Below are 24414 nucleotides of genomic sequence, written 5' to 3' on the forward strand. Positions count from 1 at the left end.
TCAGCAGGCCGAATCCGTTACAAGTGGCTGTGACCTTCATGATGTGGCTCCTTGTGATTGGCTGGCCGCCACGTCGTCGGGAACTATGTTCGCCATCATCAGACCGATGGTGCGTTCATCCGCCTTGGCGGCATCCAGCTCACCGACGATGCGACCGTCGGCGATGACCAGGATGCGGTCAGAGAGGCTCATGATCTCGTCCAGCTCCACCGAGACCAGCAGCACTGCCTTGCCCTTGTCGCGCATGGCAATGATCTGCTGGTGGATGTACTCGATGGCGCCGATGTCGACCCCGCGGGTCGGCTGGCCGATCAGCAGTACGTCCGGGTCCTGCTCCACTTCCCGGGCGATCACCAGTTTCTGCTGGTTGCCGCCGGAGAAGTTGGCGGTCTTGTGCTCGGGATGGGGCGGGCGCACGTCCCACTTGTCCATCTTGGCCTGGCAATCCTGCAGGATCGCCTCTTTGTTCTGCAGCCAACCCTTGTTGTACTGGGGACGGCGGTGATAGCCGAGGATGAAGGCCTCTTTCGCCTCGAAGCGGTTGATGAGACCCATCTTGTGTCTGTCTTCCGGCACGTGGCCGAGACCGAAGTTGCGTACCCGCTCCGGGTCGGCTGGGTGGCTCACGCTCACTTCGTGGGCCTGACCGCCGCCGGTGATGGTGAAGCTGCCCTTGCTGGGCTTGAGGATGCCGCCGAGCAGGCTGAGCAGCTCGGACTGGCCGTTGCCGGAGACGCCGGCGATGCCGACCACTTCACCGGCCCGCACCTCGAAGCTGACGGATTTGACCCGCTCCACCCTGGCGTCGTCCACATAGCTGAGGCCATCGACCTTGAGCTTGGCGTCGCCCGGCTGGGTCGGCCCCTTGTCGACCTTGAGGCGTACCTTGCGGCCCACCATCAGTTCGGCCAGCTGCTCCTTGTCGGTATCCTTGGTGGCGACGTGGGCCACCATTTCACCCCGGCGCATGATGGAGACCTGATCCGTGATGGCCAGGATCTCGCGCAGCTTGTGGGTGATGAGGATGATGGTGGCGCCCTGATCGCGCAGCTTCTTGAGCACCTCGAACAGGTGATCCGCCTCTTGCGGGGTCAGTACCCCGGTGGGCTCGTCCAGGATCAGGATGCGGGCGCCGCGATAGAGCGCCTTCAGGATCTCGACCCGCTGTTGCAGGCCCACCGGCAGATCCTCGACCTTCTCGTGCAGCGGCACTTCGAGACCATAGTCCCGTGCCAGCTCGCCCAGCAGTTTTTCGGCCGCCGCCAGGCTCTTGCCCAGGTGCCAGCCGTTTTCCGCGCCGAGAATGACGTTTTCCAAAACCGTGAAGTTGTTCACCAGCATGAAGTGCTGGTGCACCATGCCCACGCCTGCGGCAATCGCATCTTGTGAGCCATGGGGTTTGAACGGGTTGCCGTCGATGAACATCTCGCCTTTGTCGGCGTGGTAGAAACCGTAGATGATGCTCATCAGCGTCGACTTGCCGGCGCCATTTTCGCCGACGATACCGTGAATGCTGCCTTTACGAACCTTAAGGTCGATCTGCTTGTTGGCGTACACTTCGCCAAACCGCTTATCGATACCCCTTAATTCGATGGCATAGCGATCTGTCTGGTCCATGATGCAGTCCTTGCGGGTCATGAAAAGAGACTAAAAACCGGCCCGTGCGGGCCGGTCGTTGGGTTGAGAGTAGTAGCGGTTACTCAGTATTTGCAGGTGCTGTCGCTCATGTAGTCGTGCACCTTGACCTTGCCGGAGATGATTTCGGCCTTGATGGCGTCAACCTTGGCTTTCATCTCGGGGGTGATCAGCTTCTCGTTGTCTTTGTCGAGCGCCCAATCCACACCACCCTCGGCCAGGCCCAGGTTCTTGATACCCGGTTTCCAGGTGCCCTTGGCGGCGTCATCCCAGGTCTGGTAGGCGGCCAGGCCAACCGACTTGACCATGGAGGTCAGCATGGTGCCCGGTTGCAGGTGGTTCTGGTTGGAATCCACGCCGATGGCCAGCTTGCCTTCGTCCTTGGCGGCCTGGTAAACACCGATGCCGGTACCGCCTGCGGCGGCATAGACTACGTCGGCGCCCTTGGCGAACTGGGACTTGGCGAGCTCCGCACCCTTGGCCGGGTCAGCAAACGCCGCCGGGGTGGAGCCGGTCATGTTCTGGAACACTTCGATCTTCGGATTGACGTACTTGGCACCCTGCTCGTAGCCGCACTCGAACTTGCGGATCAGCGGGATGTCCATGCCGCCCACGAAGCCGACCTTGCCGGTCTTGGAGGCGATGGCAGCCAGCGCGCCCACCAGGAAGGAACCTTCATGCTCCTTGAAGATGACGGACTGGACGTTCGGCTTGTCGACCACCATGTCGATGATGGTGAACTGGGTTTTCGGGAACTCGGTCGCTACTTTCTCTACCGCGGAACCCATGTTGAAGCCGACAGCAACGATCGGGCCGTTGCCACGGCTGGCCAGACGACGCAGACCCTGCTCACGCTGGGCTTCGTTCTGGGGTTCGAACTCCTTGACCTTGACGCCTTTGTCTTTGTTGTAGACTTCGACGCCATTGCGGAACACGGCTTCGTTGAACGATTTGTCGAATTTGCCTGCGGTGTCGTAGATGACGGCGGGCTGGGAGGCTGCCTGGGCAGACAGGGCAGCGAGAGTGAGGGCGGCAACGGTGGCCAGCTTGAGCACTTTAGTCACGATCGTATCCTTGATTGTTATGTGAGGGTCCACAACCTGCCGGGGCAGGCCATAAAGCACGCTGGCTAACTGTAAGTGAGCCATGGTGTGGGTCAAGGAGATCATAAAGGAAAAACGTTTGCGTTAACGGTTTGAAATATAAGCAAATCACTTTATAAGTGGTTGTTTTGATGCCTGTTTTCAGATTTAAATTCTGTGAATAATTGGCTCCAAATGACATTTATGTTTGTATTCATAAGGTTATAAGCAAGCGTTTTCTTCAAATTGTACAAAAAGTGGCTTCCAATGGTGCCAACTGATGGATTTTTCCCAGTTGGAACACTTCATCCTCGGTGGCAAGCAACCGGCTTGCAGCGCTCACCGACAAGCCGATTTGGTCTGCGGCGCCGCAGGTCGTATAATCCCCGCCTGTATAAATAAACAGGAGTGGTGATGGACGTTTCAACCCTGCTCGACGGGCTCAATGACAAGCAAAGAGACGCGGTGGCGGCCCCCCGTTGCAACCTGCTGGTGCTGGCCGGTGCCGGTTCGGGCAAGACCCGGGTGCTGGTGCACCGTATCGCCTGGCTGATGCAGGTGGAACGCTGTTCACCCTTCTCCATCATCGCGGTCACCTTTACCAACAAGGCGGCGGCAGAGATGCGCGGCCGGGTCGAAAAAGTGATCGGTGACGGCGTGCGCGGCATGTGGATCGGCACCTTCCACGGCATCGCCCACCGCCTGCTGCGGGCCCACCATCTGGATGCGGGCCTGCCGCAGGATTTCCAGATCCTCGACTCCGACGACCAGTACCGCCTCATCCGGCGGGTGCTCAAGGCGCTCAACCTCGACGAGAAGCACTGGGCCCCCCGCGCCGTGATGGGCTACATCAACGGCAAGAAGGACGAGGGGCTGCGCCCCGGCGACATCGACCTCTACGGTGACCCCGTCACCCGCACCTATCAGCAGATCTACAAGACCTATCAGGAGACCTGCGATCGCTCCGGGCTGGTGGACTTCGCAGAACTCCTGCTGCGCGCCCACGAGCTGTGGCTCAACAAGCCGCACATCCTCGAGCACTACCGCGACCGCTTCCAGAACATCCTGGTGGATGAGTTCCAGGATACCAACGGCATCCAGTACGCCTGGCTGCGGATGCTGGCCGGCGACACCGGCAAAGTGATGATCGTCGGCGACGATGACCAGTCCATCTACGGCTGGCGCGGTGCCAAGATCGAGAACATCCAACGCTTCCTGACCGACTATCAGGGCGCCGAGACCATCCGCCTCGAGCAGAACTACCGCTCCACCGCCAATATCCTCAAGGCCGCCAACTGCGTCATCGCCAACAATGCCGAGCGCCTTGGCAAGGAGCTGTGGACCGAAGGGGCCGAGGGGGAGCCGATTTCGCTGTACGCCGCCTTCAACGAGGTGGACGAGGCCCGCTTCGTGGTCGGCCGCCTCAAGGATTGGAAAGAGAAAGGTGGCCTCTTGGCCGATTGCGCCATCCTCTATCGCTCCAACGCCCAGTCCCGGGTGCTGGAAGAGGCGCTGATGCAGGACGCCATGCCCTACCGCATCTACGGCGGTCTGCGCTTCTTCGAGCGCCAGGAAATCAAAGACGCCATGGCCTACCTGCGGCTTATCAACAACCGTGGCGACGACGCCAGCTTCGAGCGGGTGGTCAACACCCCGACCCGCGGCATCGGCGATCGCACCCTCGAGATACTGCGCAACAACGCCCGCGATCAGGGCCAGAACCTGTGGCAGTCGGCCAAGGCGCTGCTCAATGACAAGGTGCTGACCGGCCGCGCCGGCAACGCGGTGCGCGGCTTTGTGGATCTGATCGACGCGCTGGAGGAACAGGTCTCCCTGCTGCCCCTGCACCAGCAGGCGGATATCGCCATCCAGCACTCCGGCCTCAAGGCGATGTATCTGGCGGAAAAAGGCGAGAAATCCCAGGCGCGGGTAGAGAACCTGGACGAACTGGTCACCGCCTGCCGCCAGTACCAGCGCCCGGACGAGCTGGAAGACATGAGCGATCTCTCCGCCTTCCTCGCCCACGCAGCGCTGGAATCTGGCGAGAATCAGGCGGACGAATATGCCGACGCGGTGCAGCTGATGACATTGCACAGTGCCAAGGGCTTGGAGTTCCCGCTGGTGCTGCTGGTCGGCGTCGAAGAGGGGATGTTCCCCAGCCAGCAATCCACCGAGGAGTCGGGCCGGCTGGAAGAAGAGCGCCGCCTCTGTTACGTCGGCATGACCCGCGCCATGGAGAAGCTCTACATCTGTTATGCCGAGAGCCGCCGCATCTATGGCCGCGAGATGTTCCACAAGCCGAGCCGCTTTATCCGCGAGATGCCCGCCGAGTGTCTGGAAGAGATCCGGCTGCGCACTCAAGTCAGCCGCCCCACCCAGTACGGCCGCTTCAGCCAGAACGAGGTGCAGCAGAGCTTTGACGCCAGCGGCATCAAGCTCGGCCAGCGGGTGCTCCATCCGAAATTTGGGGAAGGAATCGTGCTCAACTTCGAAGGGGTCGGCCAGCAGAGCCGGGTGCAGATCCAGTTCGACGACGTCGGCGCCAAGTGGCTGGTGACGGCGTATGCCAGATTGGAAGCGCTGTAATATTGCTCAAGCCTGACGAAAGAGCTCGTCAGGTTATACATTTAAATCACTCTTCAGTAGTAGAGACTTTGGCCATGACAGAGTTAAATAGAAAAGTTCTTGAGGGTGATATAAAATCACAGCTTATCAATTATTTAAAAGGTAAAGGCTGGTTTGAGAAAAAGCATGCCCTTGTAAATGAATTCACTATTGATGGCTCATCTCGTAGAGTCGATTTATGTGTATTCACAGAAAAGCATGCTTATGCCTTTGAAATAAAAAGCGAGGCTGACTCTCTAGTTAGACTCGAGGGGCAAGTGTCTAAGTATTTAGATTATTTTGATAAGGTTATCGTTGTAGCGTCTAAAAAACATATTGAAAATGTTTTATCAAAAACGCCTGAAGATGTTGCTGTATGGGAAGCATCAGACATCATTAAAGTAATTAGACGTGGAAAACTATCTAAGAAGCTAGACATAGCAAAAAATATAGAGATGATGAAGGTTTCAGATTTAAAAAAACTGATCGCTTTCAACGGTGGAAAAGGAGGAAATAAAACCCGAAAGGAGCTAGAAAAAGAAGCTATTCACGCCTCTCCGACTCAAGTACGCTCTTTTACTTTAAGTGGGATTATGGATAGATACCTTCTAACCACTAATAACTTTTGGGATAAAGTTAAAGATAATTATATCCTTCCCGAAAATTTATCACTATTGAGCATGCAAAAATTTTATTTATCTTTTGAACAGAAGAATTTAAGAAAAGTACTGGACCTAACCGTATTTTACGATGACCCTCACCTAATAACCTTATCCAAAAATGGAAAGGTTTTCGGTGAGGTACCTGATGACATATTAAAATTACTTTAATCCACCCAGTCGTCATCAGAATCAATTTCTTCAATAGCAACTGGTGAATTGTAATGTAATTGAACATACAAGTGAATATTAATTCTAACGGCCGCAGCTTTTCTCTGATCATAAATGCCATACTCACTACCCAAACTAGTGAGCTCTATCTGCTGCGTTCCCCACACTAAGAAATTTTTATTCCAGTAAGCACTACTTATTACTTCGTTCGCGATTTTTTTATAAACAACATATTTTTCGTTCTTTGAGTTATTAAGGTCATCAAAGTCTACCCTTATATATTTCCACTCATCTTTTAATGGGTAGTCTATTCTCGGAGGTGGCACTCTTGCTCCGCCGCTAGCTTTATTTGCTCTAGCGCTACCATGGTCTGAGTATATTAACTGACCATCTTGAAAATATCTATAAAGTCTTCTGAAAGCCTGGCGCTCATATATCGATGCCTCTCCATGATATACGCCAGAGAAGCTATCCGGGAACGATGTACTACAAAGAGCTATTTTTGCGTAACTAAACCCTTGAATACATTTTTTTATCAGTTGAGAAACTTGGGGAATGTCGTCTAAAAAACTACGTTTGATATCACCAAAGTCGAATATAAACAATATGGGGCCATTATAAAGTGTGCTCACTTGGTTGCTCAGGGAGATAACCTCAGCATCCCCCATATACAACATATTGAATTTTAAGCACAAACCCCTTTCTAAAGCAGCAAGCTTACTCACTTGCAATGATATATGATTGGTATCAAATAACTGGATTACAGGTATTATGTTCGAATGTTCAGTGACGAAGTCTATCCAATTTTTATAACCATCGGATGGATCCACCAATTTTTTTAACTCAAGAACAACATCTCTTGGGGGCTCCCCTTTTAGCTTACTTTCTTTTTCCTTCTCCAAAATAAAAGACATATCAATATCAGCAACAAAGTTACGTTCGCCGATACTTTTTTTGATACGCTCCATTGTCTTCGCTAATGTTTTAGCTGAAGACCATCCCTTTAGTGGAAATATGGGGATAATTTTTTCTTTATCTTTCTCAGGTAACTGTTCTATTGCCTGCATTTCTGACTGACTAATTGCCAACAACGGAGCATAATCATAAAAATCAAAAATTATTTTATGTGATGACATTTAGAGCTTCCCCAATCTAATCTTCATCGCCGTTGTTGAAACTTCAAAGTCTTTTGCTAACTGTTCATACAACTCTTCATTTTTTAAATCACTGAGCTCTTGTATTCTTTTATGCAATGAAGGCCACGGCATTATCAAGTCTGCAGCAAGTCTATTAGCTTGCGCCTCAAGATGATCAGACAAACCTGAACGATACAAGATATCATCGACAATTCCATCACCAATCAACTCTCTATGGAGAATATAATGAGCTATTTCATGAGCAATTGTGAACCGCTGCCTTTCTTTTACATCATGCCTGTTTACTCTGACAACATAACCACTATCTGATTTTTTTATCTCCCCCGAAACACCAGCATCCAATGTTGCAAGCTTCACACTTAAACCCAACTCTTTAGCTAGTTTTCCTATCGCTACAGGCATCTCTTGGTGATGTTCATCAATTACATCCAAGATGCCTGAGGATATATTTTTCCATTCAACAGAAGTTTTCATATATATTTACTCTTGCATGTCATCTTCAGGTGAATCCGCGACACCCCTGAACGTAACCTTGATTACCGCATCATATATAGCATTATCAAAACGTCCTTGGTCAACCAATTTTATCAATTCATCTTGAACTGATGCTGGTACTTTTTCCTGTGCGATTTCAGTCACTTTTTTCGTAGATATATCTGTCGCAATAGTTGTGGCCAAGTCTGTTGTACTAGACACAATCTTTTTGTATCCAAAGAATGAGAAAATAGCGATAAACACACCAAGCACAGTTACAATAGCCGATACTGCAGCTAACAGGATACCTATCCACTCGACAAATTTAACTTCGCTTTTGCTGTCTTCAATTTTTGATAATTTGCTTTTAAGCTCCTCAACCTGCATAAATAACTTCTTATTTTCTTTATTCAAGTCACTTAGCGTTGAAATCATTACTGAATAATCATTAGAACTAATGTGATTGGCATCAACCTTCTCTACAAGTTCATTATTTCTGGTTTGAGCATACCCAATTTCCGAACTCAAAATGCAGAAAAAAAATAGGAGAAACAGACTCAAATTAATAATTTTCATTCTAAAGCCCTATTAATTGCATCCATCAAAGCATGCTCATGATTATTTTATCCATTTTACTCATCTACATTGTATCTATGAAGCAATAATGTTGTTTTAAGTCAATAAAATGCGATGTTAGGGCCGTAGGTTCGATTAGCGAAGCGTAATCGGACGATCGCGTAAGACGTTCGCGTAATCGAACGCTTACAACGGAACAACCCATTTAGGTGTTTACTCCAATCCCCCTAGCTCCCCATCCACCGACCCGCACCAATCCGGCGGATAGACGCTACTCGCCACGTAACGATGGAAGGTGGAATACGGCCAATCGGCCACCCGGGTGACATGACCATGCTTGAGCGGGTTAATATGGACGTAATCCATATGGCGGCGGTAATCCTGCTCATCCCGGATCAGGTGTTCCCAATAATGACGTTGCCAGATTCCCCGCTCCCCGTGGCGCAAGCGGGTCTGACTGCGGCGCTCGGTCACCGGCAAGGCGCGGGAAAAGTGGCTTTTGATCAACCGCCACCGCAGGGGGAAATCGGTATCCCCTTCCGGCAAAGAGAGGATGCAGTGGAGATGGTCGGGCAACACCACCCATGCGTGAATGGCGAAGGGGTGAGCCTGTTGCACCTTGGCAACGCTGTGGCGCAGCAGGTCAATCTGCTCCACCAGCAACCGGTTGTTGCGCCGCTCCAGCAGGTTGACGGTAAAGAACCAGGTTCCGCCGGGCCACCATGCCCGCCGCCAGTTGGCCATACCTTCCTCTCGCCTCGGCCGAAAAGCCAAACATAGCCTTGTTGTCTATATAGCCAATCACGCGAACGTCTGATGACACGAACGTCCGATTACGCGATTGTCCGATTACGCTTCGCTAATCGAACCTACACGCTGCATACAGGTATCGTGGCCGAGAGGTAAAACCCCAGGCTCCCGCCTGTCTGGCTCACCTCGGCTGAAACGCCTTGACGAGAAATTCGATAAAGAGCCGCACGTTGCGGGACTGCTCCTTGTGGAAGGGGTAGACGGCGAACAGGGCGTGGGGGTCGGGTTGCCAGTCGGGGAGCAGTCTGACCAGGGTGCCGTCCGACAGGTCGTCCGACACGAATTCATCCGGCACCAGGATCACCCCGAGCCCCTGCACCGCCGCCTGTTTCAGGGCGATGCCGTTGTTGGCACAGAAGCTGGCGGGGGGCAGTTCCACCGCCACACTTTCCGCGTCCCGGGTGAAGAACCACTTGTTGGGGGAGGAGGAGAGGCTGTAGCGCAGGCAGTTGTGGCCCTTGAGATCCGCCGGGTGGGCGGGCTGGCCCGCCTCCTTCAGGTAGTCGGGGGCGGCGCAGAGCACCCGCTGCACCTCGCACAGGGGTTTGGCGCGCAGGGTGGAGTCCTCCAGGGTGCCTGCCCCCCGGATCACCACATCCAGCCCCTGATCCACCAGATCCATGTAGGCGTCGCTCAGGATCACCTCGATGCCGATTTCCGGGTAGTGGCGCTGGAATTCGCAGACGAGGGGGTTGAGGCGGATCAGCCCGTAGGACATGGGCATGCCGATCCTCAGCCTGCCCCTGGGCGTGAAGGAGGCGGCCATGATGGACTGGTCGGCGGCCTCCAGGCTGTCCAGCACGGCGCATATCTGGCCGTAATAGGCCATGCCGGATTCGGTGACGCTCAGCCGCCTTGTGGTACGGTTGATGAGGGCGATGCCGAGATAGGCTTCCAGCTCGTTGATGTTCTTGCTGACCGCCGCCTGGGAGAGGCGCAGGTCGTCCGCCGCCGCCCTGAAGGTGCCCATTTCCACCACCCGGCGAAAGACGTTCAGCGCCGTGATCTTGTTCATCCTGCCCCCGTTAATTCACTACTGGTAAATGATGGCGCCATCATTGCGCACTTTTATCACAATAGTGCGGTTCCCCGGGGTGTCCACCCCCCATCCCCCGCCAGACAGAGAGTTGCCGGTGGCAGACCGGCCCGGATCATGGCCCTCCGGGGTGTGGCGGGTCCGGCAGAGACGCAGACGAAAGAGAGGCGATGAGCCCCGGGCACCCCGGCCCGTGACGGCAGGCATAAAAGCAGGCGGCAGGGCCCGGGCCCCGCCGCCAGATGGAACGCACCGGCTTACTGCACCTTGCCGGGGGCGGGGGGCAGGGTGATGCCGACATCGGCCCAGGGGTTGGTGCCGAGCAACTGGGCGTGGGGCACGTCCGCCTGGTAGCGCATGGTGAACGCTCTGGGCCCGTGGGCGAAGGCCACCAGCAGCCCCTGTTTTGCATCCATCAACCCGGCGTGCATGCCGAGCCCGTGATAGCTGATCCGCACGGCCTTGTCCGCAAGGCCCACTTTGTCGATCTGGAAGCGGGCGATGCTGCCGTCTTTGAGGGTAAAGCCCCAGCGGAACGGGCCGCCGCTGACCACCGTCATCACCTCGTCGATGTCGGTGCCGTCCTCGGCGGAGTTGACGTGCATGCGGCCATATTTGCCGAGCACGGCGCTGCGGGTGCGCTCGTCCAGCGTCATCAGGTCATAGACCTTGGGATAGGGGCCGACGCCGGTCTCCTCGGTGGCGACGCCGCCCCCTTGCACCGCGGGCTCGCGCCCTGCGAGCCTGGCCTGCTCCAGCAGCTCCCCCTGACTCAGGTTGAAGGCCGCAATCAGGGCGCCGTGCTCCGCTTTGGTCAACGCGCGGCGGTGGGAGGCGGCGAGCAGCGGCCTGGCGGCCTCGGGGATGTCGACAGTGACCACGTTGACGCCGATGGGGTTGAGCGCTTTGTTGACCGCTTCGACGCCGGTCACGGCGGGGCGGCCATCGCTGAACTGCACCGAGACAAGGTCACCGGCGAAGGTGTTGAAAGAGAAGGCCGAGGCGAGGGTGCCGGCCAGCAACGGGATATGGGTGAGTTTCATACAAGACTCCTCGTTAAGGTTCGAGAAGCAGTCTAGGGCGGTGATGTGTTCACTGAAATGACACTCTGATGATATGAAAATTCACTGATAGTAATGAATCGTGGGGATCAGAGCCGTCGGCCCGCCCCGGGGGAGAACGCCCTCTGCCAGAGGGTGTGAGCCCGGTTGACGCAACGGGGCCAGGCTTGTGGTATGACTCGGGGAGTAACCAAACAGAACCTGTCGGAGGACGAGACAATGCTGGCGTTGATCACCACGGCGCACCACACCTGTTATCCCAATCCCATCGCCTTTCGGGCCGGTGAGCGGGTGCGCATCGGCCATGAGGACGACGAGTTCCCGGGCTGGGTGCGCACCTTTACCGCAGACGGCAACGAGGGGTGGGCGCCCCTGTCCCTGCTGACCCCGATCAGCGCCGGGGAGGCGCAGGCGCGCCAGGACTATACCGCCCGCGAGCTGGACGTGGCGGTGGGGGAGCGGGTACGGGTGGAGCGGGAGCTGGCAGGCTGGCTCTGGGTTCACAACGAAGCGGGGCAATCAGGCTGGATCCCGGCCAGCTGCATCGCCTCGCCCTAATAAGGTGCAGCGGCTCGGAGAAGGAGTAGAGAGCAGAAACCCGGCCCCAACGGGGCGCGGCGGCCGGGTGAATTGTAAAGAGTAGGGTGACGGAAAACGGGATCAGCCTAGTCTAATCAACTCGATGGGGGCGTACTGCTCCCGGGAGTTGGCCAGCAGCACGCACTTTTCATGCTCGGCCTGATAGGGGGTCAGGTTGTCGGTGTGAGCCTCTTTCAGAAAGTCGACGGCGCCGGTGGCGGCGATCATCACGCGCTGACCGGGTGTGAGCGCATTGCGGTTTCGGTCATAGATTTTCATGGCACTCTCCTTTTATGGGGCCCGGTGGTATGCCCGGGCTGCGCGAATCAGCCTACGCCCCTGCCAATGCGTGATGCATGTCACAGATCAAAAAAGAGCCGAAGAGGGACTCGGTGCGTCGGCAAGGGCAAACGGACCTGCCGCGCGGGGTCGTCCAATCCTGTCGCTGGGAAGGCAGGTCGGTACTGCTTTTTGCGGGGGTGGGCTCGAACAAACGGGGGGATACGCTATAGTGGATGCCGCTCGTTTAACTGCCTTCAACCAACCGAGAGCGCATTATGAATCGTGATATCGTCGCCCAGTTTATCAAGATGCTGACCAACCTCGACCACTGTCTGGCCAAGGCCGAGGCCCACGCCGCCGCCAAGAAATTCAACGTGGAGAACTTCTTCGGCGATCGGCTGATCGTCGACATGCTGCCATTCAGCAAGCAGGTGTTGATCTGCTGCGACAGCGCCCGCGCCGGGGTGGCCACCGCCAGCCTGAGCGAGCCGCCGGTGCTGGGGGATGACCCCAAGACCATGGCGGATCTGCGCGCCCATGTGGCCAAGACCCTCACCTATCTGCAGAGCAAGCTGGATGCCGATTTCAGCCAGTATGCGAGCGGCCACTACTACCCCTACTGGGCCGGTGGCAAGGGGATGGACGGCTACACCTGCGTGCATGAATACGGCATCCCCAACTTCTACTTCCACCTCACCATGACCTATGCCCTGCTGCGCAAGGCCGGGGTCGAGCTCGGCAAGGGGGATTACCTGGGCGCCATCAAGCTGCAATAAGCCGGACTCTGGTACGAAAAAGCCTGCCCGCTGGCAGGCTTTTTTTATCCGCGAACGGAGGCGAGCTGGATCTAGCGGCATGGTCGCTGGCGACGGCTCTGGGCATAAAGGCGTGGTCTTCGGCCCTCTCGCGGTTACAATCCGGCGTCAAAGTAGAAAGGGTAAGAGAAACATGAAGATCCGAGTAATGATGCTGGCGGCCTTGCTGTGCCATGGCGCCGCGCAGGCGCAGGAAAGCGTCGCCGCAAGCTGGCCCGACACCCCCGTCACCCGTCTCAAGGCGCAGGCGCTGCTGCAGACCCTCAATGCCACCCTGCTCAGCAACCCGAGCGCCACCGTCACCCTGCAGAACTGGTGCGCCGACCACCGGATGGCCGGGGAGCCGCGCATCCGCGCCCTGCGTGATCAGGATACCCGCAAACCGGCCGATGCCGCCGTCCGCGAGCAGCTCAAGATCGCGGCCGACGAGCCCGTTGGCTATCGCCGGGTACAGCTCGCCTGCGGCGATCATGTCTTCTCCGAAGCGGACAACTGGTACGTGCAAAGCCGCCTCACTCCCGAGATGAACCGGCTCCTCGACACCAGCGATACCCCGTTTGGCCTGGCCGTCAAGGCGCTCAACTTCAGCCGCCGGACCCTCTCTTCCACCCTGCTGTGGGCGCCCCTGCCGGCCGGTTGGGAGATGCAGATGCCCACCCTTACCAGCAGTGACCAGCCGCTGGCGATCCCCGAGCGGGTGCTGCAGCATCGGGCCATCCTCTCACGGGGGGATGGCGTGCCGTTCAGCCTGGTGGTCGAGACCTATCGCCGCGATCTCTTCGTCTTCCCGCTGGACAAGGCCCCCGGCCGCTGAGCCCGGATGGTGGTTTGGCGCGCACAGGCCGCCAGCAATAAAAAAGCCTGCCAGTTGGCAGGCTTTTTCGTGGGCGTCACTCAGCCCGGCGGGATCTCCGGCTCCACCAGGGCGGCCAGCTGGGCCAGCGACTCCTGCCAGCCGAGATAGCACATCTCTACCGGAATGGCCTCGGGGATCCCCTCCTGCACGATGGCGAGCTCGGTGCCGCACACCACCCCGGTCAGGATCACGGTCACGTGCATCACTCCCGGCAGGTTGGGATCGTCGAACCGGTCGGTGTAGCGGATGCGCTTGCCCGGTTCGAGCTCCAGGTATTCGCCGCCAAAGGCGTGGCTGTTGCCATGGCCGAAATGGGTAAACGCCATCCGGAAGTGGCCGCCGACCTGGGCCTCCAGCTGCTCCACCCGGCAGGTGAAGCCATAGGGCGGCAGCCACTTGGCCAGCGCATCGGCCTCGATAAAGGCCCGGTAGATCCGCATCGGCGGTGCCTTGAGCACCCGGTGCAGCCGCACTGTTCCTGTCCTCATCTCTCTGTTCCTCGTTGCCTTGGGTCCATCAAGGATAGCCGGTTGCGTCCGTTTGCCGACGACTGGCCGGCATTGGTGCCCTAGAAGGGGCCGTTGCGCTCGCGCAGCTGGTCGGGCAGGCCGTCGTGATCCCCCAGCTCGCGCTCGGGCACCGCATCCCAGTGCCGCGCGCCGATGAAGCGGTTGCGCTCGGGGTGCACGGCGTAGTGGATGTGGTTGTCCGCCCGATCGGTGTCGCCCACGCAGAGCAGTCGCACCGGCTGATCGGTATTGTTGATGAAGGTGTGGGCCAGCCCGTCGCCGGCCTTGAAGCCGACCGAGTCACCGGGCTGCAGCCGATGCAGCACGCCATCGAGCCAGACGTCCGGGGTGCCTTCCAGCACGTGGACGAACTCGTCCTCGGTCTCCTCGGCGTGGGGCCAGCTGGTGCGCCGGCCGGGCGGCAGCAACTCGTGGTGAATGCCGAGGCGGGCAAAGCCGTAGTGCCTGCCGAGGGCGCTGCCCAGAGAGAGCGGCTCCTCGCTGCCGGAGTAGCGGCCGGGCTCGGGCTCCTGCAGCTCGCGCCAGTGCTTGATGCTGGGGTGACGGTTCATGACGGCTCCTTGTCGAAGTCAGGGGGTAAACAAGCGGCCCCGGACTGGGGGCACGAGGCCGGTGGTGGGCGCCTTGCGCCCGGGGGGCGGCGAGCCGGACTAGCGGCCCAGGTTGTCGGCCAGTTGCTTGGCGCGGCCGGCGGCCCACTGGTCGATCATCTTCTCCATCTCGCTGGCGGTGATGGGGCTGTCTTTGTGGGTGGTATCCGGGCTCTCGCGCGCATCCATCACCCGCACCAGCAGCTTGCCGTTCTGGGAGTCGAGCAGCTGGGCCATGCTGCCCACCTTGAGCAGATAGGGCTCCTTGCCGATCACCTCGCGGGTGACGTTGATGGCGATCTTGGCGGGCAGCAGATCCCGTAGCTTGGGGTCGGGCCGGGTCAGGTCGAAGTTGGTGATGGCGGCCTGCACCCGCATCACGCCGGGGCCGGGGGCGGTGGCAATCTTGACGCCGTGGCTCATCAGTTCGCGCTGGAAGGTGGCGTGGTAGTAGCGGCCGATCTCGTTCTGCTCGTTGGCGGTCAGCAGGTACCACTGGCCGTTCTCCTGGCGGATGAACTGCAAGGGGTCGAGCAGCACCTGATGGTACTGGCGCAGATCCACGCCGGGCTCCTTGTAGATGCGCTGGTTGGGGTTGCTTTCACTCTGCTGGAAGGCGGTCAGCGGAATCGCCTGCAGGCTGTGGGATACCTGGTTCTTCACCGCGCAGCCACCCAGCAGAATGGCCACCATGCCCGCGATTACGGCTATTTTCATCTTTTGCTCCTGATTGCGGCGCTTGCCCGACCCTGGCATCCGGTGCGCAGGGCATTGCAAGAGAAATAACCGATTCAAAGAGCGCCCACAAGCGAAGAGTGCAGCGGCGTTCAGGTGGGATCCAGCCCACAGGCGGCGGCCACCCAATTGCCGGGACATGACGCTAATACAATGATTTTGCTTCGGATCGGCAATCATTTGATCAAGGTTGCGGATATTGGCGCCGTTCGCTCATATAATCGCCGCCATGAAACTGATTCGGAAGGATTCGATGACCAGCCTGATGGCGGCCCTGTGCGGGTTGCTGCTCTCCTGCCTGGCCTGGGCGGCACCCACCCCCTTCGTCACCACGCCCCCTGACAGCACCACCACGGCACCCTCCGCCAGCATGGAGCCGCTGCTCTCCTGGTTTACCGGCGAGTTCTCCAGTCGCGAGCAGGCCAGCTACGACAACCGCTTCACCAGCGCCGAGCTGCGGCTGGTGGAGATCTGGCCCGGCTACAAGGGTTTTCGCTGGGTCTATGCCGAGCAGTTCCTGACCGAGCGGTCGGTACGCCCGTTTCGCCAGCGCATCTACCGCTTCTCGCTGGTACCCGACGGCCGCATCCTGATGGCCGAGCTGACCATGCCGCGGGCCATCGACTTCGCCGGTGCCTGGCGCCAGCCAGAGCTGCTCGACTCCCTCACGCCACAGCAGCTCTCTTTGCGTCAAGGCTGCGAGATCTGGCTGACCCGCCAGCCGTCGGGGGAGTACGCCGGCCACAGTAAGGTGGGCAGCTGCTCCACCAATTTTGGTGGCGCCAGCACCCTGGTGCAGTACCTCTGGATCGGCCCCCACAGCGTGAGATTGCTGGACCGGGCCTACGACACCGAGGCCCATCAGCGCTGGGGTAGCCCGGGGGAGGGCTATGTCTATCTGCGCCGGGTGAAACAGCGCGGCGAGTAGGGCTGCGTCCTACAGCTGGTGGCGCTGCTCGCGCAGGTAGTCGATGAGCAGGCGCAGTGGCAGGGGCTCCCTGGCCGGGTAGAGCAGGTTGACCGGGCGCGGGGCGGGCAGGGCATCCGCCAGGATCTCCTGCAGGGTGCCGCTCTCGAGCTCCTCGCTCAGCAGGGCGCGCGGCTGCAGTAGGATGCCGGCGTGGTTGAGGGCGGCCACCTTGAGGGCGCTGCCGTGGTTGCTGATGAAGGGGGCGCTCATCAGCCTGCTCAGCTCCAAGGCGATCATCTTCTTCACCAGCCTGTTTCCCCAGTTCATCGACTTTCGTCATGGGGCGCTGGGTCAGTGCATGCTGCTGGCGGTCACCTTCAGCGCCGTGGTGCTGGTGGTGCATGGCGGCTACTGCCTGGTGTTTCACTGGGTGGGGGCGCAAGGCTATGGCGAACGCTTCGCCTAGGGGATCAACCAGCTGTCGGCGGTGATGTTCACCGGCTTCGCCCTGTTGCTGCTGTTCAAGGGGTTGAGGTAGAGAAGAACCGGCAGCGAGCATCCCGAATGGGGTGAGCAGGAAAAATAAGATTCCATTGGCGCTCTTTTTGCCGCATGCTCCCGGGTTCAGGGAGTGGGGCACGGATAATCAGGACCCCAACTGACATGGTCGAGGCGATGCCCATGGCATGGCTTTTCAACAAGGTTGGCAACATGTCCTATTACGAACACGAGGTGGTCGGTCATCCCGACGTGGAATTGGGGTTGTGTGGCGAGCGTCAGGTTCGCTACCGGATCCATGGTGCCGAACAGGCCGGCAGCGGCCTGGTGGTCTATATCCCGGGATTTGGCGGTGATCTGGGTGCCTACAGCCAGGTCTTTTGCGAGAAGGTGGCCGCGCAGCACGGCATGGCTGCACTTTGTGTCGACTATTTCTGCATGCGTTCGCGCCCGGCGGTGGGGGCCGCCATCTCCTTGCTGCCAGAGGAGCGTGAGCGTGCACTCGCCCTGCTGGGCTTGCCGGCCAAGACGTCCGATACCGCGCTGCTGCGTGCGCTGGATGATGTGCAGCCAGCTGCACCGTTGCGCTTTCAGGGGGTGTTGGTGCCACCCGATGGGGCCTACCAGAACTTCGGGGTGATGGCTGCCCTCGATATCCTCAATGCCATCGAAGATGCGATGCGCCGTTACGGCGGCAATCGCGACAACCTGATACTGGTTGGCTCCTCCTACGGCGGCTACCTGGCGCAGTTGGTCAACAAGTTTCGCCCCGGCTATGTCCGCGCCCTGTTTGACAACTCCTCCTGGGCCGAGCCCAATCTGGCCTATGTGGTGGGACGGGACATCGGCGCGGTGGAGTACCAGTGCAGCCTGCAAGGCGGAGTGGAGCTGGCGCTGTGCGTGGATTCCCCCTGGCGGATGGTGGCCGGGCACCCGCACGAATTTGATGTGGATGCCTTCATCATCCGGGCGTTCAGTGCCTCCCAGCTCGATCAGATGGCCGCGCAGGGGGGACGCAGACCTTATGTTTGATGGTGCACGCTATCCATGACGCCATCGCCCCTGCCGATGCCAAACTGGCCATGGCACGCGCCATGCTGGCACGGGGCTTTAATGCCGAGATGATCTTGTTCGACGAGTCGAGTATCGATGGTGAGTTCATTCGCAACATGGAGCACGGCATGGGGCTTTCCATGCTGCAGTTCTTCGCGCAGGGGTTGGCGCTGCTGGCCGAACGCTCGCCTGCCTTTACGGCCACTCGCGCCGCTGAGGTGACTCTGCATGCCGGTCACTCGGTCTATCAGCTGAACTTTGCCAACCCTGAGGTGCGGCTGCAACGCCAGCGGATCGAGGTCTCGGCTTGACGCCCTCAGCCGAGAGCCTGGAGCAGGGTACTTACCAATAAACAACGGGGGCTTGGCCCCCGTTGTTGTTATCGATGGCTCGCAGCTCAGAGCTTGAACAGCGGGCGCAGGCGGATGCCGATCAGGCTTCCGGCAAGGGCCATCAGCATCCAGACCCAGCCGTGCAGGCTGCCGGAGGCGGTACCGTCGAAGAAGCCGCCGAGGTTGCAGGCGCTGTACATGGCGCCCATCCCCATCAGCAGGCCACCGATGATGGAGGCCAGGCTGTTGCCGAGCCGCATCGGGGCGAAGGTGCCGCCACCGCTGATGCAGCGCGCCAGCATGGCCCCCAGAATGCCGAGCCAGAACATGCCGACCATGGGGTTGATGAACAGCGGTTGGGCCAGCTTGGGGTTCCCCTCGAACAGGCCGAACAGGGAGGCACCGCGCAGCGCCATGTCATAGACGGCGCCGGTGATGGTCCAGGCCGAGCCGTGCAGGGCGACGACAGTGGAGTTGAGTATGGCGATGATGATGCCGCCGGTCAGCACGGTGAAGCGACCATCGCGCCAGAACAGGTTGCCGCCGCTGAAGAGGGGCTTGAGCTCACCGGTACGTTTGAGCTCGCTCTTGCGAAATAGAAGGAACAGCGCGGCGACCAGCGCCAGGTTGAGCAGCATGCCGCTCCAGATATTGCCGGTCAAATCCTTGGCCAGCACCACATGGCTGGAGAAGGTGGCCTCCAGTTCGGGGCGGAACTGGTTGCTGATCAGGGTGCCGATGCCGTAGCAGAGCAGCACCAGCCAGAAGCGGGGTTGCCCCTCGCCGCAGCAGTAAAGGGTGCCGGTGGCGCAGACGCCCGCCAGCTGCATGCCGATGCCGAACAGGAAGGCGCCGACGATGAAGGGAATGCCGATGGCCATCACGTTGCCCACCATGGCATCGCCAAACAGGGCGTGGCTAAAGGAGAGGAAGCAGGTGAACAGCAGAATTTCGATGGCGATGGTGAGCAGGTGAACCCGCACATAGTAGCTGTTGCGCTTGGTCAGCATCTCGCGCCAACCGAACACGATACCGAAGCGGCTGAAGGAGAGGGTGAAGCCGAAGCCGAATCCGATCAGGGCCATCAAAGCCCATTTCATACCAAAGGTGTTGCCGAGCCAGAGTAACGCTCCCCCCGCGATTGCCACGATGGGGAGCGACCATTTTCGATTCATGCTGTTGTTTCCTGTGCGTCATGGATGGAAGCCGAGCATCCTATTCCCACATTGAGTCCGATTCCAGCCCGGATCGGGTGGATGGCCGGAAAATCCGGGCAAAACCCCATCCAGATCAATTCACGATGGCGGGGGAAGCGAAATGCGGATGAATCCGTTTTCGTGCGGGAAATAATGTAGCGGCCGCTCCTTGCTGGAATTAAATGGCAAAAGATGAATTTATATTTTGCGCCACCAAATATTTCTGGGTAGAATCTTGGCGTGTTATCAACAGATGGAAGGATATTATGGAAAGCGACAGTTGTAGCCGATTGCACAGCGCGATGTGGGCTAATCAGAACTGAGGTTGATATCCCTTCTTCTCCCTCACTCTGATCGCTCAGAGTGTGGCATCTAGCGAGTCATCCCGACTCTTGCAACCCAGCTCCGTCAGAGCCTGCGTTGCTCCCCGGATTGTTCCACTCCCTCTGCGAGCCATGCCGCCTCGCGCCCCAGCAGTTGCACGCCTTGCCACGTACGCCCTTTGTCATGGGCCCGGGGCTGCCCGTTGCGCCCGTTCACCGGATCTTTGGCGAGCAGGGACAAACAGGCCGGCGTGAAATAACAGGATGGACAGCTCGTATTGAAAACAATGTGGTTTTCGATAGGCTGCGCTGCGAATTTAAATAATGAAGGTCTCTTCTTTATATATTTTGAAATATGCGCTGGCTATTTCTCAATATATTCGTAGGGTGCGGTTGATTGCTCATGTGACCGGACCATGAACCCTCCTCATTATTATTCGGCCATCATGCCGTTATTGTTGCCTGTGGTTATCCTGATCTCCTTTGTCGGTCCTGGTCGCCCCGTTGCGGCCCTTGCCTCCTGCCGATAACGCCGCCGCGCGGATCTGCCCGCCGGCGATGACCTGCCGTGCCCTCGATATGCCGGGGCCGGCTTGCTGCCGCCCAACTCGGAGGAACCGTCATGACCGAAGAGCCCAAACCTAGACCCTCGGGGTCCACGCCTACCCACTCCTGATCCCCTGCGGGGAACGGGATACGGTGTCCTGACCCCTGATCCGACCCGAGCGCGCCGGTGTGGCCGCGCAGACTGCTGTCTGCGGGCCGCCCAGTGTGCGGCTGCTGCCTGTTCGCTGCCGGGTCCATTGCCTTTTCACATCAGTACTGACGCCAGGCCCGGCCCGCGACAGGGCCCGCTTGCGCGTAGAAATCAGGATAACGAGTCATGAAACAACAACATACCGCCAGCCGGCACAAGCAGCAGGGGTTCGTTGCCCCGACCAGTGCCAGGGAGAAGCTCTCCTCCCGGGTGCTCGACGAGGCCGACAAGTCCCTCGAGTACACCCTCACTGCCGTGCGCGGCAACATCGACGGCCTCACCGCGACCGAGGCCGCCAACCGTTTGATCCAGTTTGGTCCCAACGAGGTGACCCACGACAAGCCGCCCCATGCGCTGATCCAGCTGCTGCAGGCGTTCAAGAACCCCTTCGTGCTGGTGCTGATCGTGCTCGGGCTGGTCAGTTACGTGATGGACGTGTTGATGGCCGAGCCGGGCGACGAGGACTGGGTCAAGGTGATCATCCTCGGTGTCATGGTGGGCCTGAGCGGTCTACTGCGCTTCTGGCAGGAGTACCGCTCCGCCAAGGCGGCCGAAGCGCTCAAGTCGCTGGTGCGCAACACCGCCACCGTGCAGCGCCGACCCTCGCCCGGGGTCGCCCCCCAGCGCAAGGAGGTGGCGATGACCGAGCTGGTGGCCGGTGACATAGTGCACCTGCAGGCGGGGGACATGATCCCGGCCGACATCAAGCTGATCGAATCCCGCGATCTCTTCATCAGCCAGGCGGTGCTGACCGGCGAAGCGCTGCCGGTGGAGAAGTACGACACCCTGGGCGCCGTGGCCGGCAAGTCGGCGGAAGGCACCGGTGCTAGCGATGGCGGGATGCTCGATCTGCCCAACATCTGCTTTATGGGTACCAACGTGGTGAGCGGTACCGCCCGCGCCGTGGTGGTGGCCACCGGCAGTGATACCTACTTCGGTTCGCTGGCCCGCAATGTGGTGAGTCACAAGCGTATCGAGACCAGCTTCGATCGCGGCGTAAACAGCGTCACCAGGCTGCTGATCCGCTTCATGCTGGTGATGGTGCCCATTGTCTTTATGCTCAACGGCATCAGCAGTGGCGACTGGATGTCGGCACTTACCTTCGCGCTGGCGGTGGCGGTGGGCCTCACCCCCGAGATGCTGCCGATGATCGTCTCCGCCAACCTGGCTCGGGGCGCGGTGGCCATGGCCAAACGCAAGGTGGTGGTGAAGCGGCTCAACTCGGTGCAGAACTTCGGTGCCATGGATGTGCTCTGCACCGACAAGACCGGCACCCTGACCCAGGACAAGATCATCCTCGAGCACCACTACGATGTGCGTGGCAACCGGGACGACCGGATCCTGCAGCTGGCCTGGCTCAACAGCTTTCACCAGAGCGGCATGAAGAACCTGATGGACATCGCGGTGGTCGAGCACGCCGATGCGCTGGGAGAGAGCTGCAAGCCGGCCAACTACCGCAAGGTGGACGAGCTGCCGTTCGACTTCGTGCGTCGCCGCTTGTCAGTGATTGTGCAGGACGATCTGGGCCAGCAGCTGATGGTCTCCAAGGGGGCGGTGGAAGAGATGCTGGCCGTCTCCAGCCACATTGCGGATGGCCAGGAGGTGCGGGAGCTGACCGACGCGGATCGCCGTGCCCTGCTGCGCCAGAGTGAGGAGTTCAATGCCGAGGGCTATCGGGTGCTGATCGTGGCGACCCGCGAGATCCCGGCAGGCGAGTGCAAGCAGAGCTATCGCACCAGCGACGAGGTCAAGCTGGTGGTGCGCGGTTTCCTCACCTTCTTCGATCCGCCCAAGGACTCGGCCGCACCGGCCATCCGCGCGCTGAACGACTATGGCGTGGCGGTCAAGGTGCTGACCGGCGACAACCCCATCATCACCAGCAAGGTGTGTCGCGATGTGGGGCTGGAGCCCGGCGTACCGCTGCTCGGCAAGGATATCGAAGGGATGGACGACGTGGCGCTGTGCGAGGCGGTCAAACAGACCACCATCTTCGCCAAGCTCACCCCGTTGCAGAAGTCGCGGGTGGTGAAGGCGCTGCAGGCCAACGGCAATACCGTCGGTTTCCTCGGTGACGGCATCAATGACGCGCCGGCGCTGCGGGATGCGGACGTGGGGATCTCGGTGGACAGCGGTGCCGACATCGCCAAGGAGACTGCCGACATCATCCTGCTGGAGAAGAGCCTGATGGTGCTGGAGGAGGGGGTGATCAAGGGGCGCGAGACCTTTGGCAACATCTTGAAGTACCTCAACATGACCGCCAGCTCCAACTTCGGCAACGTCTTTTCGGTGCTGGTGGCCTCCGCCTGGTTGCCCTGGGCACCCATGCTGGCGATGCAGATGCTGATCCAGAATCTGGTGTATGACGTCTCCCAGATGCTGCTGCCGTGGGACAAGATGGACCCTGAGTTCCTCAAGCGGCCGCGCAAGTGGGAGGCGAGCAATATCAAGCGCTTCATGCTGTGGCTCGGCCCGACCTCGTCGGTGTTCGATATCAGCACCTACTGTCTGATGTGGTTCGTGTTCGGGGCTGGCGCCCTCTATGCCACCGCCAACGGCAGCATGGATCCGCTGGTCAACGGTCAGGCCATCATGAACTCTGGCTGGTTTATCGAGGGGCTGGTGTCGCAGACCTTGGTGGTGCATATGCTGCGTACCCGCAAGATCCCGTTCCTGCAGAGTACCGCCACCCTGCCGGTGCTGCTCTCCACCTCGATCGCCATCGCCATCGGCTGCTACCTGCCGTTCTCGCCTGTGGCTGAGCACTTCGGCTTCATCACGCTGGATGGGCCCAAGTACTTCATGTGGCTGGTGATCACCATGCTGGCCTACATGGGGCTGACTCAAACCGTCAAGAGCATCTACATCAAACGCCACGGTCAGTGGTTCTGATGAAGGGCTAGTGAGAGGGCCGGTTACCCGGCCAGGAACAATGAACGCAAAGAGGGATGGCCTGGGCCATCCCTCTTTTTCATAGGGGGCAAGACAGGGGTCAGTGCAGGACCAGGGCGTAGGCCTCGCCGGCCATGCCGGTCAGGATGGAGAGGCTGACCGCGCCAAACAGCAGGCCGGTGACCAGATTGAGCGGACGCTGCACGCGGCCGAGCAGGCGCTGGGCCCGTACGGTGGAGAGGCTCCAGGCCAGCACCCCGAACCAGACCAGGGAGAGCAGGAACAGCTCCAGCACCAGCAGGCCGCGGGTCAGGCCGTCTACCTGGGGTGTCACCATGGCGGCCAGCAGCCCCATGAAGAACAGCAGAGCCTTGGGGTTGAGCAGGTTGGTGGCAATGCCGCGCTGCACTCCCTTGCGCCAGCCCTGCGCCTCGCCGCCTGCGTGCAGGGCGAGCTCGGCCGAGCTGCGCCAGGCCGCCTTGAGAGCCCCCCAGCCGAGCCAGCCCAGATAGAGAGCGCCGACCACCTTCACCGTCATGAACAGCCAGGGGTGTTCGGCAATCAGCAGGCTGATGCCGGTGAGACTGAGGGTGGCGTGCACCACAATCGCCAGGGCGATGCCGAGTGCCGCCCCGAGAGCGGTGGGCCTGTGCAGGCTGGTGCGCAGGATCAGCGCGAAGTCCGGGCCCGGGCTCGCCAGAGCGATGAGATGGATGAGACCTATGGTCAGAAACAGGCTGGTGAACATGGAAACCTCTGGGACAGTATCGAGTTCACAGCATGGCGGATCGCAGGGGGGCGGGA

General features: G+C 59.2%; 21 protein-coding genes and 3 pseudogenes. 9 read left to right on the forward strand and 15 right to left on the reverse strand.

Going from position 1 to position 24414, the window contains the following annotated elements; genetic code table 11:
* Positions 1-36 precede the first annotated feature (36 nt).
* Both ACPDZI_RS00370 and ACPDZI_RS00375 read right to left on the reverse strand, forming a co-directional pair.
* Entirely contained in the window at positions 37-1617 is a 1581-nt protein-coding gene (locus ACPDZI_RS00370) for an ABC transporter ATP-binding protein (protein ID WP_039214817.1), read from the reverse strand.
* An 83-nt stretch (positions 1618-1700) separates the two neighbouring features.
* On the reverse strand, positions 1701-2699 hold the full coding sequence (locus ACPDZI_RS00375; protein WP_024944638.1) for a BMP family lipoprotein: 999 nt from the start codon (positions 2697-2699) through the stop codon (positions 1701-1703).
* A 432-nt stretch (positions 2700-3131) separates the two neighbouring features.
* On the opposite strand from ACPDZI_RS00375, the gene uvrD reads away from it, so the two are divergent.
* Both uvrD and ACPDZI_RS00385 read left to right on the forward strand, forming a co-directional pair.
* Positions 3132-5303 carry a DNA helicase II gene (uvrD, locus tag ACPDZI_RS00380; RefSeq protein WP_171281905.1) on the forward strand — a complete coding sequence of 724 codons (2172 nt, stop codon included), beginning with the start codon at positions 3132-3134 and terminating at the stop codon, positions 5301-5303.
* Positions 5264-6151, forward strand: a complete 888-nt coding sequence (locus ACPDZI_RS00385; RefSeq protein ID WP_438833830.1) for a sce7726 family protein — start codon at positions 5264-5266, stop codon at positions 6149-6151. Before uvrD ends, ACPDZI_RS00385 begins: the two co-directional genes overlap by 40 nt.
* Here the strand turns inward: ACPDZI_RS00385 and ACPDZI_RS00390 are convergent.
* The 6 genes from ACPDZI_RS00390 to ACPDZI_RS00415 form a co-directional block, all read right to left on the reverse strand.
* A complete protein-coding gene (locus ACPDZI_RS00390; protein ID WP_438833831.1) occupies positions 6148-7287 on the reverse strand; it encodes a beta family protein in 1140 nt (379 codons plus the stop codon). The genes ACPDZI_RS00385 and ACPDZI_RS00390 overlap by 4 nt on opposite strands.
* Entirely contained in the window at positions 7288-7782 is a 495-nt protein-coding gene (locus tag ACPDZI_RS00395; protein ID WP_264787126.1) for an ImmA/IrrE family metallo-endopeptidase, read from the reverse strand.
* Between the two features lie 6 nt (positions 7783-7788).
* A complete protein-coding gene (locus ACPDZI_RS00400) occupies positions 7789-8358 on the reverse strand; it encodes a hypothetical protein (RefSeq protein WP_438833832.1) in 570 nt (189 codons plus the stop codon).
* 213 nt (positions 8359-8571) lie between these two features.
* Complete coding sequence (locus tag ACPDZI_RS00405) at positions 8572-9102, reverse strand: REP-associated tyrosine transposase (protein WP_438833833.1); 531 nt, start codon at positions 9100-9102, stop codon at positions 8572-8574.
* A 187-nt stretch (positions 9103-9289) separates the two neighbouring features.
* The gene (locus tag ACPDZI_RS00410) at positions 9290-10183 is read right to left on the reverse strand and encodes a LysR family transcriptional regulator (RefSeq protein WP_408756020.1); all 894 of its coding nucleotides are present in this window, start codon (positions 10181-10183) and stop codon (positions 9290-9292) included.
* A gap of 278 nt (positions 10184-10461) precedes the next feature.
* On the reverse strand, positions 10462-11247 hold the full coding sequence (locus tag ACPDZI_RS00415; RefSeq protein WP_438833834.1) for a hypothetical protein: 786 nt from the start codon (positions 11245-11247) through the stop codon (positions 10462-10464).
* 237 nt (positions 11248-11484) lie between these two features.
* On the opposite strand from ACPDZI_RS00415, the gene ACPDZI_RS00420 reads away from it, so the two are divergent.
* On the forward strand, positions 11485-11823 hold the full coding sequence (locus ACPDZI_RS00420) for an SH3 domain-containing protein (RefSeq protein WP_438833835.1): 339 nt from the start codon (positions 11485-11487) through the stop codon (positions 11821-11823).
* A 102-nt stretch (positions 11824-11925) separates the two neighbouring features.
* Here ACPDZI_RS00420 and ydfZ read toward each other — a convergent pair whose 3' ends face one another.
* A complete protein-coding gene (ydfZ, locus tag ACPDZI_RS00425; protein WP_011704234.1) occupies positions 11926-12123 on the reverse strand; it encodes a putative selenium delivery protein YdfZ in 198 nt (65 codons plus the stop codon).
* Positions 12124-12401: 278 nt separating this feature from the next.
* Here ydfZ and ACPDZI_RS00430 point away from each other — a divergent pair, with 278 nt between their 5' ends.
* Together ACPDZI_RS00430 and ACPDZI_RS00435 are read left to right on the forward strand one after the other, a co-directional pair.
* Positions 12402-12902: a DUF1993 domain-containing protein gene (locus tag ACPDZI_RS00430; RefSeq protein ID WP_438833836.1), complete on the forward strand. Its 501-nt coding sequence runs from the start codon at positions 12402-12404 to the stop codon at positions 12900-12902.
* A gap of 187 nt (positions 12903-13089) precedes the next feature.
* A complete protein-coding gene (locus ACPDZI_RS00435) occupies positions 13090-13755 on the forward strand; it encodes a hypothetical protein (RefSeq protein ID WP_318528682.1) in 666 nt (221 codons plus the stop codon).
* A gap of 80 nt (positions 13756-13835) precedes the next feature.
* Here ACPDZI_RS00435 and ACPDZI_RS00440 read toward each other — a convergent pair whose 3' ends face one another.
* From ACPDZI_RS00440 to ACPDZI_RS00450, 3 genes are all read right to left on the reverse strand, one after another.
* Positions 13836-14285 (reverse strand): SRPBCC family protein, encoded by a 450-nt coding sequence (locus ACPDZI_RS00440; RefSeq protein ID WP_168968493.1) that lies wholly within the window; start codon positions 14283-14285, stop codon positions 13836-13838.
* An 80-nt stretch (positions 14286-14365) separates the two neighbouring features.
* Positions 14366-14878, reverse strand: a complete 513-nt coding sequence (locus ACPDZI_RS00445) for a cupin domain-containing protein (protein WP_017410560.1) — start codon at positions 14876-14878, stop codon at positions 14366-14368.
* A 99-nt stretch (positions 14879-14977) separates the two neighbouring features.
* Entirely contained in the window at positions 14978-15634 is a 657-nt protein-coding gene (locus tag ACPDZI_RS00450; protein WP_202012417.1) for a DUF3313 domain-containing protein, read from the reverse strand.
* 271 nt (positions 15635-15905) lie between these two features.
* On the opposite strand from ACPDZI_RS00450, the gene ACPDZI_RS00455 reads away from it, so the two are divergent.
* Complete coding sequence (locus ACPDZI_RS00455; RefSeq protein WP_175610377.1) at positions 15906-16580, forward strand: chromophore lyase CpcT/CpeT; 675 nt, start codon at positions 15906-15908, stop codon at positions 16578-16580.
* A gap of 9 nt (positions 16581-16589) precedes the next feature.
* Here the strand turns inward: ACPDZI_RS00455 and ACPDZI_RS00460 are convergent.
* Positions 16590-16829: pseudogene (locus tag ACPDZI_RS00460) on the reverse strand (LysR substrate-binding domain-containing protein); the annotation flags it as partial.
* Between ACPDZI_RS00460 and ACPDZI_RS00465 the strand changes: the two are divergent.
* Together ACPDZI_RS00465 and ACPDZI_RS00470 are read left to right on the forward strand one after the other, a co-directional pair.
* Positions 16816-17100: pseudogene (locus ACPDZI_RS00465) on the forward strand (LysE family translocator); the annotation flags it as partial. The pseudogenes ACPDZI_RS00460 and ACPDZI_RS00465 sit on opposite strands and share 14 nt — an antisense overlap.
* 125 nt (positions 17101-17225) lie before the next feature.
* A pseudogene (locus ACPDZI_RS00470) lies at positions 17226-18424 on the forward strand (DUF2920 family protein).
* A gap of 86 nt (positions 18425-18510) precedes the next feature.
* Here the strand turns inward: ACPDZI_RS00470 and ACPDZI_RS00475 are convergent.
* On the reverse strand, positions 18511-19620 hold the full coding sequence (locus tag ACPDZI_RS00475; protein WP_175610376.1) for a YeeE/YedE thiosulfate transporter family protein: 1110 nt from the start codon (positions 19618-19620) through the stop codon (positions 18511-18513).
* Between the two features lie 1227 nt (positions 19621-20847).
* On the opposite strand from ACPDZI_RS00475, the gene mgtA reads away from it, so the two are divergent.
* A complete protein-coding gene (mgtA, locus tag ACPDZI_RS00480) occupies positions 20848-23610 on the forward strand; it encodes a magnesium-translocating P-type ATPase (RefSeq protein ID WP_438833837.1) in 2763 nt (920 codons plus the stop codon).
* A 100-nt stretch (positions 23611-23710) separates the two neighbouring features.
* Here the strand turns inward: mgtA and ACPDZI_RS00485 are convergent, their stop codons facing one another.
* Complete coding sequence (locus tag ACPDZI_RS00485) at positions 23711-24358, reverse strand: LysE family translocator (protein WP_065480213.1); 648 nt, start codon at positions 24356-24358, stop codon at positions 23711-23713.
* Positions 24359-24414 lie beyond the last annotated feature (56 nt).

It is taken from the genome of Aeromonas oralensis, from assembly GCF_049665575.1.
In the GTDB taxonomy this organism is placed as follows: Bacteria; Pseudomonadota; Gammaproteobacteria; order Enterobacterales; family Aeromonadaceae; genus Aeromonas; species Aeromonas hydrophila.